The sequence below is a fragment of the Microbacterium pullorum genome, from assembly GCF_014836535.1.
GTDB lineage: Bacteria > Actinomycetota > Actinomycetes > Actinomycetales > Microbacteriaceae > Microbacterium > Microbacterium pullorum.
Genome location: NZ_JACSQP010000004.1, coordinates 247,715 through 260,861, shown reverse-complemented (window position 1 = coordinate 260,861; position 13,147 = coordinate 247,715). Strand labels below are relative to the sequence as shown.

The following is a 13,147-nucleotide window of genomic DNA, read 5'->3' as shown; positions in this document are numbered from 1 at the left end:
CACGTGCTTTGAGAGTCACATTCGGATTCGGAGGGAGGTCTTCGTGAGATCGCGCTCACTCGCAGCGCGTGCGACGAATCTGCTGGGCCGCATCGCGGTCGGCGCGCTCGCGATCGTCGGCGTCGCCTGCGCCGGGCTCTGGGTCGCCCATGAGTTCGGTGCCGTGCAGCCGCTCGTGGTGGCGTCGGGCTCGATGACGCCTGCGATCAAGACCGGGGACCTCATCCTCGCCGTGCCCACGCCCGCGTCCGAGGTCGCCGTCGGCGAGGTGGCGACCCTGCCAAGTGCGCTGGAAGAGACCCTCGTCACCCACCGTGTCACCGCGGTGACCGCCACCGACGACGGCTACACGTTCGAGATGAAGGGCGACGCCAATGACACTGTGGACCCCGAGACCTATGCTGTCGACGCCGACGCCTCGGTCTTGCAGCCGGCGCTCGTGATCCCCGGCGCCGGCCGCTACGTCACGGCGCTGCGACAGCCCCAGGCCACGCTCCCGATACTCGGAGGGCTGTTGCTTTTCGCCGCGCTCGCGCTGTTCCCGGTGCGCAGCGCGACCCACGCGCGTGCCACGTCGCAAGACGCGGCCGATCCGACCCACTCCCCGCTCCCTCCCGAACCGGTCGCGAGCAACCCCACCCTCCGATGATGCGGCGTCTGCGTTCCGTATGGGTGCTGGTCATCGCCCCGCTGCTCTCGCTGGGCCTGCTGAGCGCGAACCTCGTTCACCACACCTCGGCCACCTGGCGCGACGAGGTGCACGCCACGGCCGAAGTGACCGCCGGCGATTGGGCGGCGACTCCCCCGCCCGCAGCCGAGGGCCCGTTCACGCCGGGTGAGAACACCCTCATCGTGTCCGACCCGGAATGGGACCTGCCAGAGTGCGGCTCGGGGCAGATCTGCGTCGACCTCACGGTCACCACGACATCATCCGAGCCCGCCCCCTGGAGCATCCAGATCTCAACCACCACCGCGCCGTTCTGGGGCCTCGGCCCCACCAACTTCTGGACGACGACCGGCGGCGTGAGTTTCAGCGCCTCACCGGACGACGACACCGTCGTGATCGCGCGCGGCGACACAGCACTTGCCCCGGGCGAGATCGTCACGATCACGGTGTGCACCTGGACCAACCAAGTACCGCCGCCGGCCGACCCGTCCTGGTACACGACGACCGTCACCGCGGCGGGCGAGTGGACTGCGACTGAGGCAGCCCTGACGCTGACGGTGACCGGCCTCGTGGATCGGGCGGAGTATCCGTTCGCGTACGGCTGGCAGGTGACCCTGGACCTCTCGGAGGCTCGGGCGGCGATGATCGCGGCCGGCGGCATACCGAACTCACTGCAGTGGGAGCCCAACCCCGCCGGCGGATACGGGTTCACCGTGGTTCAGGATGTGACCAATCCGGACCTCTATACCCTCACCTCCGGACAGACGACGCTCCTGCACGGCACCCACAGCGTGTCGATCACCGCGCGTCTCATCGGGCATACGCAGTATTCCTCGACGCCGGAGGACGAGACGGGACCGTCGGCCGACGAGTCCGTGCCGCCGGCGGGAGACACGCTGCCCGCGGGCGACGAGACGTCGGACGACGCGCCGGCGTCCGAGGCAGCCGGCAGCAGCACCGAGCCCTCCGACCCGGCGGAGCCGGAGAGCGCCGATCCTGACGACGCGACCGAAGGGGCCGCCGCCGATGCATTGGACGGCGCAGGACCGGATGCCGCGGCGTCGGTCACCCTCTCCAGATGCTCGGCGCGGCCGCGCGTGTCGACGGCAGCGCAGACGCCGCCGCCCACTCGGTGATCCAGGGCTCGAGCGACGGGAGATCATCCGGGCGGTGCAGGGCTGAGAACAACTCCTCCATCGGCACGAGGCCCCCGCCGCGCTTGAGGAATCGTGCTCGCACCAGCATCTCGGCGTAGATCTCGCCGTCGACGACTGCGCGGTGCACCATGTAGACGGCTTTGTCGTCGTGTCCGTGCAGACGTGATTCCACGGTGAAGCGCTGCCACAGCTCGAGCGATTTGCGGAACGAGATCGTCTCGCTGGCGACGACCGCGTACCAGCCCTGCTCGTTGACGAGGTCCCACATGCCGGTGCGGATGAGCAGGTCGAACCGCCCGAGGTCGAACAGCGACGCGTAGCGTCCGTTGTTCATGTGGCCGAGCAGGTCGATGTCGGTGGGCAGGGTGCGCAGCCGCACGCGCCCGACCGCGGTCGGTGCGAGCGGCCCGCTGCGCCGCAGCAGCACCTTTGCCCGCAGGATCGTCAGAAGAGTCCGCCACCACACGTTCACGAGGCGTGATGCTAGCGGGATCGACCACCGTTCGGGCAATCGCGTTGAGGATCCGCACAACCGGCCCCCGCACCGCGGGCACCACCCGCCGGCGCCGCGCAACCCCGTCGGTACCGATTTCGCCGCCACGCGCGCCGCGCGTAGAGTCACGGCATGGAACGCGAGACCCAGACCGACATCGTCGTCCGTCCGGTGCGGGATGTGGACGCCGAGGCCCTCGGCCGCGTGCACGCCGCATGCTGGCACGAAACCTACGACCACCTCATCAGCAAGGCTGCCCTCGAGAAGGTCTCGCCCCGGCGCCTGGCGGAACTGTGGACGCACTGGGCCCAGCAGGGCCCAGATTTCCGCATGCACGCCGCCCTCGACGACGGGGAGATCGTCGGCTTCGTCGGTTCGGGCCCGGCCCGCGACCGCGACGCCCCGCGCGCCCGCGAGCTGTACTTCATCTACCTGCTCGCCCGCTACCAGGGCACCGGCGTCGGTCAGCGGCTCTTCGATGCCGCCATCCACCCCGACGAAGAGGCGTACCTCTGGGTCGCCGAAGCCAACCCCCGCGCGCACCGGTTCTACCAGCGCAACGGGTTCACGCTCGACGGCGCTGCGCACACCGAGCCCTTCCTCGGCGAAACGCTGACCGAAGTCCGCTTCGTCCGCTGAACGTCGTGCTGCAGGCCTGGGCGCTCGACGGCATCCCCGAGATCGCGGCCGGCGATGACCTCGTCGCACTGATCGCGCGTGCCGCGGGCGACACACTCGCCGACGGCGACATCCTCGTGGTCACGTCGAAGATCGTGTCCAAGGCCGAAGGCCGCATGATCCGCGCCGACGACCGCGAAGACGCGATCACCGCCGAGACCGTGCGCGTGGTCGCCACGCGCACCGCGGCATCCGGTCATGTGACCCGCATCGTCGAGAACCGCCTGGGCATCGTCTCGGCGGCGGCGGGGGTGGATGCCTCCAACACCCCGCACGGCACGGTGCTGCTGCTGCCGGTCGATCCCGATGCCTCCGCCCGCGCGATCGCCGCAGGTCTGCGTGGGCTACTCGGCGTGCAGGTGGGCGTCATCGTCTCGGACACCCTGGGTCGCGCCTGGCGCGAAGGTCAGACCGACCACGCGATCGGCGCCGGCGGCGTCGTCGTGATGGCGGACCTGCGCGGCCAGACCGATGCCGAGGGTCGCCCCCTCGTGGTGACCATGCCGTGCGTCGCGGATGAGTTGGCCGCCACCGGCGACCTCGTCAAGGGCAAGGCCTCACGGCGTCCCGTCGCCGTCGTGCGCGGCCGCGCCGACCTCGTCGGCTCGCTCGATCTTCCGGGAGCCCGCTCGATCGTGCGCCCCGCGGAGCGGGATTTCTTCCACCTGGGCGCCGATGAGGCCTACGCCCGCGGCTACGCCGCCGGACTCGACGCGCGCTGACGCGCGGCATCCCCCACCGCACACCCGATACGCGCCCCGAACCAGGGCTGGAGGCAGTTCACCACCCGATACGCGCCCCGAACCCGGGCTGGATGCCGTTCGGTGCCCGATACGCGCCCCGAACCCGGGCTTGGAGGCAGTTCACCCACCCGATACGCGCCCCGAACCCGGGGCGGGCGACGGCGGCATCAACGCCGCCCTTGCGCATCCTCCGCTACCGAGTGATACTGAGTACCGGTAGTCAGTGACACTGGGTAGTAGAGGTGACGATGGGCAAGCAGCTGACCGAGATGCTCAAGGGCACGCTCGAGGGAGTTGTTCTGGCGATCCTCGCGCTGCGTCCGGCATACGGGTACGAGATCACCACCCGGCTGCGCGAGCAGGGGTTCGCCGACATCGCCGAAGGCACGGTGTACGCCCTGCTGGTGCGCATCGAACAGCGCGGCCTCGTCGACGTGGAGAAGGTTGCGTCCGAGAAGGGGCCGCCCCGCAAGGTGTACTCGCTCAACGCGCAGGGACACGAACAGCTCGAGGAGTTCTGGAGGACGTGGAGCTTCCTGGCAGAACGGCTGGAACAGCTCCACCGAGGGGGTAAGTGAGCATGGTCGCAGGATGGATTGAAAAGGTCACCGGACCGTTCGAAGAGAAGAAGCAGTACAAGCAGTACAGGGCGCGCCGCGACAGTCTCCCCGACGGATACCGCGAAGCCGCCACCGCGCTGGAGCGCTACCTGATCTACTACGGCACGCTCTCGCAGGGCGACATCATGCTCGCGATGCTCGGCGACCTCGCCGATATGTTCGAGCAGAGCGCGTCCGACGGCACGCCGATTCGCGAGATCGTCGGCGATGACCCGGTGGAGTTCGCCGAGGACTTCCTGCGCAACTACACCGCGGGGCAGTGGATCAACAAGGAGCGCGCACGCCTGATCAAGGCGATCGACGACGCCGCGACCGTGACGGATGCCGCGACCGGCCCGGACCCCGCGTCGGGAACGGGCGCATGACCACCGCGACGGCTCCGGCCATCCGCGTGGCGGGACTGGCGAAGTCGTTCGGCGATCTGCAGGTGCTGCGCGGCGTCGACTTCGATGTGGCGCGGGGGAGCATCTTCGCCCTCCTCGGCTCCAACGGCGCCGGAAAGACCACCGTCGTGCGCATCCTCTCGACACTTCTCAGAGCGGATGCCGGGACGGCGACGGTCAACGGCGCCGACGTCGCCCGGCAAGCCGCACGGGTGCGGGAGGCGATCAGCGTCACCGGGCAGTTCGCCGCCGTCGACGAGGTGCTCACTGGTCGGGAGAACCTCGTGCTGGTCGCGAAACTGCGGCATCTGGAGCACCCCGACACCATCGCGGACGCGCTGCTGGCTCGGTTCGCGCTCGCCGATGCCGGGGGGCGACGTGCCGGCACCTACTCCGGGGGCATGCGTCGCCGTCTCGACATCTCGATGAGTCTCATCGGCGACCCACCGGTGATCTTCCTCGACGAACCGACCACGGGTCTGGACCCTGAAGCCCGGCTCGAGGTGTGGCAGGCGGTGCGCGAACTCGCGCACGGCGGCACCACGGTGCTGTTGACCACGCAGCACCTCGAGGAGGCCGAACACCTCGCCGACCGCATCGCCATCCTGCACCAGGGACGCATCATCGCCGGCGGCACACTGGCCGAACTGAAGCGGCTGCTGCCGCCGGCACAGGTCGAGTACGTCGAGAAGCAGCCGACCCTCGAAGAGGTCTTCCTCGCGATCGTCGGCGGCACCGGTGACAGCCGCAGCGCCGACGACACCGCCGCAGCGCCGACCCGTGAGGAACCGTCATGACCGCCCACGTCCTCAGCGACACGACCACGCTGACCGGTCGGTCGCTGCGGCACATCCTGCGCAGCCCCGACACGATCCTGACCACCGCGGTCACCCCGATCGCCCTCATGCTGATGTTCGTGTACGTCTTCGGCGGCGCGATCGACATCGGCGATGAGTCCTACATCGACTACATGCTCCCCGGCATCCTGCTGATCACGATCGCCTCTGGCATCGCCTACACGGCGTACCGACTGTTCCTCGACATGCAGAGCGGCATCTTCGAACGATTCCAGTCCATGCCCATCGCCCGCTCCGGCGTGCTCTGGGCGCACGTGCTGACGTCGATGGTGGCCAACGCGGTGTCGCTGGCGATCGTCATCGGGGTCGCTCTGATCCTGGGATTCCGCACCGGCGCCGGCGTGCTGGAGTGGCTCGCGGTGACCGGCATGCTGCTGCTGTTCACCCTGGCGCTCACCTGGATCGCGGTGATCGCCGGGCTGGCGGCCAAGACCGTCGACGGCGCAAGTGCGTTCTCGTACCCGCTGATCTTCCTGCCGTTCATCAGCTCGGCCTTCGTGCCGACCGAGACCATGCCGGGCCCCGTGCGCTGGTTCGCCGAGAACCAGCCGGTCACGTCGATCGTGAACAGCATCCGCGCCCTCTTCGCCGGGCAGCCGGTCGGCACCGACATCTGGACCGCGCTGGCGTGGTGCCTCGGCATGCTCGTCGTGGCCTTCACGGTGGCGATGAGCATCTACCGGCGCAAGATCTCCTGACGACCGGATGCCGCACGGCACCGGACGGGACCGCCGCGGTGCCGACAGCAGGGTGACGCTCGCGAACAGCTCGCGGTGGGCGACGGCCGTCGACGGTGGCGCGCGCGGACTCAGTGGTGGCCGAACCGCGGCGAGCGCTTCTCGCGGAACGCGGCCATGCCCTCCTTCTGATCCTCGAGCGCGAACAGCGACGTGAAGATGCGGTTCTCCAGCCGCAGCCCCTCGGCGAGGCTCGTCTCCTGCGCCGCACGCAGCGCATCCTTGGCGGCGTAGACCACCGGCAGCGACTTCGACGCGATCGTCTCGGCGGTCTTCGCCGCCTCGTCGAGCAGGTCGGATACCGCAACCACCCGCGACACGAGCCCTGCCTTCTCCGCCTCGGCGGCATCCATCATGCGCCCGGTCAGCACCAGCTCAGCGGCCTTGTACGCGCCGATCGCGCGCGTCAGCCGCTGTGTGCCGCCGAGGCCGGGGATGACGCCCAGGTTGATCTCGGGCTGACCGAAGCGGGCGGTGTCGGCGGCGAGGATGACGTCGCACATCATCGCCAGCTCGCACCCGCCGCCGAGGGCGAAGCCGGCCACCGCGGCGATGATCGGCGTGCGCGCCCGCGAGACGGTCTCGAGGCCAGCGAAGGGGTTGTGCATCGTCATCTCGTGCGACGACTTGTCGGCCATCTCCTTGATGTCGGCGCCGGCGGCGAAGGCACGCTCCGATCCGGTGAGCACGATGCATCCGATGTTCTCGTCGGTGTCGAACGCGGCCACCGCCGCGCCGAGTTCGTCTGTGAGCCGGGAGTTCAATGCGTTGAGCGCGTCGGGTCGGTGCAGGGTGATCCAGCCGACACGGCCACGGGTCTCGACGATGAGTGTCTCGTATGCGGTCATGCGTTCATCGTGCCACGCGCCCACGACGCAGCACGTCGCGGCCCACGATGACGCGCATGATCTCGTTCGTCCCCTCGAGGATCTGGTGCACGCGCAGGTCGCGCACCACCTTCTCGAGCCCGTACTCGCTCAGGTAGCCGTAGCCGCCGTGCAGCTGCAGGGCGTCGTTGGCCACGCGGAACCCCGCATCGGTGGCGTAGCGCTTGGCCATCGCGCACTGCACGGCGGCGTCGTCGGCCCGGGCGTCGAGGGCGTGGGCCGCCCGCTCGACAAGACCGCGGGCGGCCTGCAGCTCGGTGGCCATGTCGGCGAGGGTGAACACGATGGACTGCTTCTCGGCGAGCGCCTCGCCGAAGGCGTGACGCTCCTGCACATAGCGCACGGCCCGATCCAGCGCCCACTGCGCACCGCCGAGCGAGCACGCGGCGATGCCGAGGCGACCGCCGTCGAGCGCGGCCATCGCGATGCGGAAGCCTTCGCCGAGCTCCCCGATGAGGGCGGATGCCGGCACCCGCACGCCGTCGAGCACCACCTGCCGGGTGGGCTGTGCGCGCCAGCCCATCTTGTGTTCCAGGGCGCCGAACGAGAGCCCGGGGGCGTCGGCGGGCACGAGGAAGGCCGAGATGCCGCGGGGGCCGGCGGTGGCGGGGTCGGCCGGGTCGCCGGTGCGGGCCATGACCACGTACACCGCGGCTTCGCCCGCGCCCGAGATGAACTGCTTCACGCCCGACAGGACGTACCCGTCGGCATCGGCGACGGCCGTGGTGGCGAGGGCTGCGGCATCCGACCCCACGCCGGGCTCGGTGAGGCAGTACGCGCCGACCTCCTCGAGCGACAGGAGGCGGGGCAGCCATGCGGCGCGCTGGGCCTCGGTGCCGTAGACGTCGATGATGCCGGCGACCATGTTGTGGATCGAGATGTAGGCGGCGACCGCGGTGTCGCCTTCGGCGAGCGCCTCGTAGATGGCGGCCGCGTCGGTGCGCGCGAGCCCCGCACCGCCGACGTCGTCGCGCACGCAGATGCCCCCGAGCCCCAGCTCCCCCGCCCGCTGCAGAGTTTCGCGGGGGAAGATCTCGTGGGCGTCGCGTTCGAGGGCATGGGGCGCGAGCTCGGCGGCGGTGAATTCCCGCACAGCGGCGAGGATCGCTGCCCTTTCATCGTCTTCGAGTGCGGGCGGATCGGTCAGCATCGACGTCATCGTCGTTCCATCCTGTTCAGGCTTGTGGCCGAGGTGGTGTGAGCGGTGCGAACAGTGTAGTCCGGGCGCTTCGGGAGCGGATGGGGGGGCGGCTGGCGCGGGCGCCGGTGCCGGTGGCGCAGCGGGGAGCGCGCAGCGGCATCCGCTCGCCCCCGTGCCGAGATGCGGAGATCTGCCCGGATGCGGACGCCTGGGCGGCATCGGTCCGCGTTTCGGCAGATCCCCGCATTTCGGACGCGGCGGGACGGCGCGGGTCAGCCGGGACGGCGCGGGTCAGGCGGCGGTGTCGTCGCGCAGGTACACCAGCTGCGCGCGCACGGATGCCTCGGCGGCGAAGCGCACCGCGGGATCGACACTGCCGTAGACCGCGTCGGTGACGGCGGCGACGAGATCGGCATCGGTCGAGGCCGATGCGCCGAGCGTCGTGAGCGCCGCGCGCACCTCATCGAGGCGCGTGCGACGGTGCGCGGCGTAACTGCAGCTGACCGCGGCGAGGTCGGGCAGCATCGGGCCGTGCGCAGGTAGCACCGGGATCGCCCCGTAGCCTCGCAGTCGGTCGAGGGAGGCGAGGTAATCGGCGAGCGAACCGTCGGGGGCCGCGATGATGGTCGTGCCACGCCCGAGGATCGTGTCGCCGGTGAGCATGCTGCCGGTGGCGGATGCCGCGGGATCGGCCGCGGCATCCGTCACCAGGTGCAGCGACACCGAGTCGGCGGTGTGCCCGGGGGTCGCGACGACCTCGACGACGGTGCCCGCCGCCTCGATGCGTTCCCCATCGACCAACGGTGGCGCGTCGAGGCACAGTGCCGCGTCGTACGCACGCACGGGCGCGCCGGTGAGTGCAGCGAAACGCGGGGCAGCCTCGGTGTGGTCGTGGTGGTGGTGGGTGAGCAGGATCAGCTCCACGGGGCCGAACTGCTGCAGCGCCCGCAGGTGCGCGGCATCCGCAGGGCCCGGGTCCACGACGACGACCCCGCCCGCGCCCGGCGCGCCGATCACGAGGGAGTTGGTGCCGTCGAGCGTCATCGGCCCGGCGTTGGGTGCCAGGACGCGCGTGACCAGGCGGGTCCAGCGCGCCGCGGCATCCGTCACGACAACCGGCCGCTGACCGTGCCGAACAGGCGTGCGATCGGAGCGACCACGAGCGGACGGGCGGCGATCCACCCGCCGGCGATGACGACGATCGACGCGATGAAGATCCAGAAGCCGGTCCAGTTGTCGGCGTACGCGACGCCGTCGACCGAGCCTTGCGCGGCGTACATGTGGTTCAGGTTGCGCAGCGCCCCGGTGGCGAACACGAGCGCGACGTGCACGATGATGAACGCCACGAAGAAGAGCATCACCGGGAAGTGCACCTTGCGCGCCCACTCGAGGGGGTACGCCGCGTTCAGGCGGGCGTTCTTCTTGGGCCACAGGCCGCTCATGCGGTATCCGGTGATGATCGCCAGCGGGGCGGCGATGAACACGGTCGAGAAGTACGCCAGCTGCTGCAGGGCGTTGTAGTTGACCCAGCCGTTCTCGGTCGGCCAGTCCAGCGACACGTACTGCAGGGCGGCCGACAGTGCGTTGGGGAAGACCTCCCAGCTGGTGGGCACGATGCGCATCCACTGACCGCTCACGAACAGCAGCACCAGGAACAGCAGGCCGTTGACCATCCACAGGATGTCGAGGGACTGGTGCAGCCAGATCGTGAGGCTCGTCTTGCCCTTCTTGTCGCCGCGTGGCGTCCAGAACACGGCGGGACGCTTCTCGGTGCGCACCTGCAGACCGGTGCGGATGATCAGTACCATGAAGAACGCGTTGAAGAAGTGCTGCCACCCGAGCCAGGCGGGGAAGCCGACCGGCGCGCCCTCGGGCAGGTGGTACTCGCCCGGATAGGTGACGAGGAAGTCCTGCATGAAGTCCAGGCTGAGGAACCACCGCACGAAGAACACTGCGAGCGCGGCCGCCACGAGCAGGCCACCGCCGCCGACGACCACGACGCCGGCCCACTGGCCGCGTGTGAAGGGTCCGATGCGGGTGGGCTCCGGTTTCGGCGCCGGGCGACGGGATGCCGCGGCTCCCGGCCACACCGTACGCGGCACCGTGAGCGGCGGGCGCGGGGTGCGGGCGGGGGTGGCTTCCGTCGTGGTGGTCGTTGCGGCCGCGGTGGTGGCTGTCGCCGTGGTGGTTGTCGTCGCGGGGGCTGTCGTCGCGGCATCCGTCGTCGTCGCGGGGGCTGTCGTCGCGGGCGACGCGGAGGACGTCGCGGCCGGATCGGGCGCGGCAGCCGTGCCGGAGGCCGGGGGCGCGCTTGCGGCGGAATCCGTGGTCGTCGCGGGCGTGGTCGTCGCGGCATCCGCTGTCGCCGCGGCGGCCGGATGGGCCACGCCTTCCGGCGGCCACGGATCGCCACCCACGGTGCGGGGCAGTCCGCGCCTGAGCGCGACCCCCTCCCCGTCACCCGCCGACGCCGCCCGCGCCGCGGGCTGCTCGAGTGTCGCTTCCGCACGGTCTGCGTCGGCGCCACCCGCCACATCTGACACCGGAGCAGCGCTGGCCGCGGGCGCGGGCGCGGGTGCGGCCGCGGCCGCGGTACCGGCGGGCGGCCACGGCTCGCCGCCGGGCACCCGCGGGAGGCCCCGGCGCAGCGCGCGCGCTTCCCCGGGCTGCTCGAGTGTCACGTCCGCACGGCCTGGCGCCTCGGCACCCGCCATTTGCGACACCGGAGCAGCTCCCTCCGCGGGCACGGCGGGCTCAGCGGCGGCCGCGGGCACGGCGTCCGCGGGCGCGGCGCCCGCGGGAGGCCACGGATCGCCGCCGGTCACCCGCGGCAGACCGCGACGCACCGTACGCCCGTAAGTCGCCATCGGTCGCTACGCCTTCTTCGCTTCGAGGGCCGCGATCAGCTGCGGCACGACGGTGAACAGGTCGCCGACCACGCCGAAGTCGGCGATCTCGAAGATCGGCGCATCGCCGTCCTTGTTGATCGCGACGATGGTCTTGGCCGTCTGCATGCCCGCCTTGTGCTGGATCGCGCCCGAGATACCCAGAGCGACATACAACTGCGGCGACACCGAGACGCCGGTCTGCCCGACCTGGTACGAGTACGGCACGTAACCGGCATCGACGGCGGCGCGCGAGGCGCCGATCGCCGCGCCGAGCGTGTCGGCGAGCTGCTCGACGAGCGCGAACTTTTCCGCCGAGGCCAGTCCCCGACCACCCGCGACGACCTTGCCTGCGCCGCGCAGTTCGGGGCGCGACGATGCCACGACCGCCTCTTCGAACGAGTCGATGGTCGCCGCGGGGGCACCCGACGGCGTCACGTCCAGCCGCGTCACGACAGGGCTTGCGACGGCCTCGGCGCGCGCGTCGATCGCGCCCTGACGCACCGTGACGACGTACGCGCCGAAGGTCGGGGCCGAGCTGACGTTGTACGCGCCGCCATACACGGAGTGCTGCGCGATCACGCCTTCGTCGTCGCGGGCGACGCCCACGGCATCCACCGAGAGCGCCCGCTTGGTGCGGGCCGCGAAGCGCCCGGCGATGTCGCGACCCTCGATGGAGTTGGACACCAGCACCGCGTCGGGCTGCACCAGGTCGCATGCCGCGACGAGCGCGTCGACGAACGGCACCGTCAGCGCCGTGTCACCTGCGCCGAGATCTGCTACCAGCACCGTGGGTGCCCCCAGCGCCGCGGCGGCGGATGCCAGCGCTTCGTGCTTCTCGGCCGGCGCGACGATGAGCGCGACCGGCGTGCCGATCGACGCGGCTGCGCCGACGAGGCCCGCGGCCGACTTGGCGAGCTCACCGCTGGGGAGCACGTCCAGGTGGACGAGGATCGAATCTGCTGCAAAGTCAGTCATGTCGCCGATTCCCTCACGCCAGCCGGTTCTCGATGAGGTAGGCCGCGAGCTTCTCGCCCGCGTCTCCCTCGTCGACGATCTTCACTCCCGCCGAACGCGGCGGTTTCTCGCTCACGGCGGTCATGATCGACCGAGCGGTGGTCTCCACACCGGCATCCACCCCGAGGTCGCTGAGCGACAGCGTCTCGAACGGCTTCTTCTTCGCCGCCATGATGCCCTTGAAGTTCGGGAACCGTGCGTCGGGCAGTGCCTCGGTGATCGAGATCACCGCCGGCAGGGGCGCGGTCACGCGGGCGTTGCCGGCATCGGTCGCGCGGGTTCCCGAGACCTGCGTCTCGCCGATCTCCACGGCCGACAGCGCGGTCGCGTGCGGCACGCCGACGTGCTCGGCGATCATCGCGCCGATGACACCGCCGGACCCGTCGGTGGACTGGTTGCCGGTGATCACCAGGTCGAACCCGGTGCGCTTGACCGCGGCGGCCAGCACTTCGGCCGTGAGGCCCAAGTCGGCACCGACGAGAGCATCGTCGACGACCTGCACGGCGGAGGCTGCACCCATCGCGAGGCCCTTGCGGATCGTCGCCGCCGACGCCTCCGGCGCCATCGACAGCACGACGACCTCGGTTCCCGCATTCGCGTCGGCGTAGCTCAGCGCCACCTCCAACGACCGCTCCCCGATCTCGTCGAGCACGCGTTCACCGGCATCCCGGTCGGCGAGCCCCGTCTCGAGGTTCAGCTTGCGGTCGCCGTAGGTGTCGGGGACCTCCTTGACCAGCACGACAATCTTCATCGACTCTCCTCACGCGTGATCTGAAGTCTATTCACTGCGCGGACTGCGCACCCAATCCCTGGAGGCTCGGCATATGCCATGACGGTGGAAGGAGGTGGGGGGGGGGGCCCCCGGGGCCCCCCCCCCCCCCC

Annotated in this window: 15 protein-coding genes; 8 read left to right on the top strand and 7 right to left on the bottom strand. The window is 70.6% G+C overall.

What is annotated here, in order from left to right; all coding sequences use genetic code 11:
* Window positions 1-43: 43 nt before the first annotated feature.
* Both H9651_RS08210 and H9651_RS08205 read left to right on the top strand, forming a co-directional pair.
* The gene (locus tag H9651_RS08210; protein ID WP_191718801.1) at window positions 44-649 is read left to right on the top strand and encodes a signal peptidase I; all 606 of its coding nucleotides are present in this window, start codon (window positions 44-46) and stop codon (window positions 647-649) included.
* On the top strand, window positions 649-1,803 hold the full coding sequence (locus tag H9651_RS08205) for a hypothetical protein (protein WP_191718800.1): 1,155 nt from the start codon (window positions 649-651) through the stop codon (window positions 1,801-1,803). The genes H9651_RS08210 and H9651_RS08205 overlap by 1 nt, the downstream gene beginning before the upstream one ends.
* Here H9651_RS08205 and H9651_RS08200 read toward each other — a convergent pair.
* Window positions 1,733-2,296 carry an acyl-CoA thioesterase gene (locus H9651_RS08200; RefSeq protein ID WP_191718799.1) on the bottom strand — a complete coding sequence of 188 codons (564 nt, stop codon included), beginning with the start codon at window positions 2,294-2,296 and terminating at the stop codon, window positions 1,733-1,735. The genes H9651_RS08205 and H9651_RS08200 overlap by 71 nt on opposite strands.
* Before the next feature lie 153 nt (window positions 2,297-2,449).
* Here H9651_RS08200 and H9651_RS08195 point away from each other — a divergent pair, with 153 nt between their 5' ends.
* The 6 genes from H9651_RS08195 to H9651_RS08170 all read left to right on the top strand — a co-directional run bounded on the left by H9651_RS08195 (window position 2,450) and on the right by H9651_RS08170 (window position 6,296).
* Window positions 2,450-2,956 carry a GNAT family N-acetyltransferase gene (locus H9651_RS08195; RefSeq protein ID WP_191718798.1) on the top strand — a complete coding sequence of 169 codons (507 nt, stop codon included), beginning with the start codon at window positions 2,450-2,452 and terminating at the stop codon, window positions 2,954-2,956.
* Window positions 2,957-2,961: 5 nt separating this feature from the next.
* The gene (cofE, locus tag H9651_RS08190) at window positions 2,962-3,717 is read left to right on the top strand and encodes a coenzyme F420-0:L-glutamate ligase (RefSeq protein ID WP_318244809.1); all 756 of its coding nucleotides are present in this window, start codon (window positions 2,962-2,964) and stop codon (window positions 3,715-3,717) included.
* Window positions 3,718-3,986: 269 nt separating this feature from the next.
* On the top strand, window positions 3,987-4,316 hold the full coding sequence (locus H9651_RS08185; RefSeq protein WP_191718797.1) for a PadR family transcriptional regulator: 330 nt from the start codon (window positions 3,987-3,989) through the stop codon (window positions 4,314-4,316).
* A 2-nt stretch (window positions 4,317-4,318) separates the two neighbouring features.
* A complete protein-coding gene (locus tag H9651_RS08180) occupies window positions 4,319-4,723 on the top strand; it encodes a DUF1048 domain-containing protein (protein WP_191718968.1) in 405 nt (134 codons plus the stop codon).
* Complete coding sequence (locus tag H9651_RS08175) at window positions 4,720-5,538, top strand: ABC transporter ATP-binding protein (RefSeq protein ID WP_191718796.1); 819 nt, start codon at window positions 4,720-4,722, stop codon at window positions 5,536-5,538. Before H9651_RS08180 ends, H9651_RS08175 begins: the two co-directional genes overlap by 4 nt.
* Window positions 5,535-6,296, top strand: a complete 762-nt coding sequence (locus H9651_RS08170) for an ABC transporter permease (RefSeq protein WP_191718795.1) — start codon at window positions 5,535-5,537, stop codon at window positions 6,294-6,296. Before H9651_RS08175 ends, H9651_RS08170 begins: the two co-directional genes overlap by 4 nt.
* 110 nt (window positions 6,297-6,406) lie before the next feature.
* Here the strand turns inward: H9651_RS08170 and H9651_RS08165 are convergent, their stop codons facing one another.
* The 6 genes from H9651_RS08165 to H9651_RS08140 form a co-directional block, all read right to left on the bottom strand.
* Window positions 6,407-7,183 (bottom strand): enoyl-CoA hydratase-related protein, encoded by a 777-nt coding sequence (locus H9651_RS08165; RefSeq protein WP_191718794.1) that lies wholly within the window; start codon window positions 7,181-7,183, stop codon window positions 6,407-6,409.
* 4 nt (window positions 7,184-7,187) lie between these two features.
* Window positions 7,188-8,381: an acyl-CoA dehydrogenase family protein gene (locus tag H9651_RS08160; protein WP_225216515.1), complete on the bottom strand. Its 1,194-nt coding sequence runs from the start codon at window positions 8,379-8,381 to the stop codon at window positions 7,188-7,190.
* A 273-nt stretch (window positions 8,382-8,654) separates the two neighbouring features.
* Window positions 8,655-9,473 carry an MBL fold metallo-hydrolase gene (locus H9651_RS08155; RefSeq protein ID WP_318244808.1) on the bottom strand — a complete coding sequence of 273 codons (819 nt, stop codon included), beginning with the start codon at window positions 9,471-9,473 and terminating at the stop codon, window positions 8,655-8,657.
* Window positions 9,470-11,230, bottom strand: a complete 1,761-nt coding sequence (locus H9651_RS08150; protein ID WP_191718793.1) for a cytochrome b/b6 domain-containing protein — start codon at window positions 11,228-11,230, stop codon at window positions 9,470-9,472. The genes H9651_RS08155 and H9651_RS08150 overlap by 4 nt, the downstream gene beginning before the upstream one ends.
* A 6-nt stretch (window positions 11,231-11,236) precedes the next feature.
* Window positions 11,237-12,226, bottom strand: coding sequence for an electron transfer flavoprotein subunit alpha/FixB family protein (locus tag H9651_RS08145; protein WP_191718792.1), 990 nt, complete (start codon window positions 12,224-12,226; stop codon window positions 11,237-11,239).
* Between the two features lie 13 nt (window positions 12,227-12,239).
* Window positions 12,240-13,016 (bottom strand): electron transfer flavoprotein subunit beta/FixA family protein, encoded by a 777-nt coding sequence (locus H9651_RS08140; RefSeq protein ID WP_191718791.1) that lies wholly within the window; start codon window positions 13,014-13,016, stop codon window positions 12,240-12,242.
* Between the last annotated feature and the right edge of the window lie 131 nt (window positions 13,017-13,147).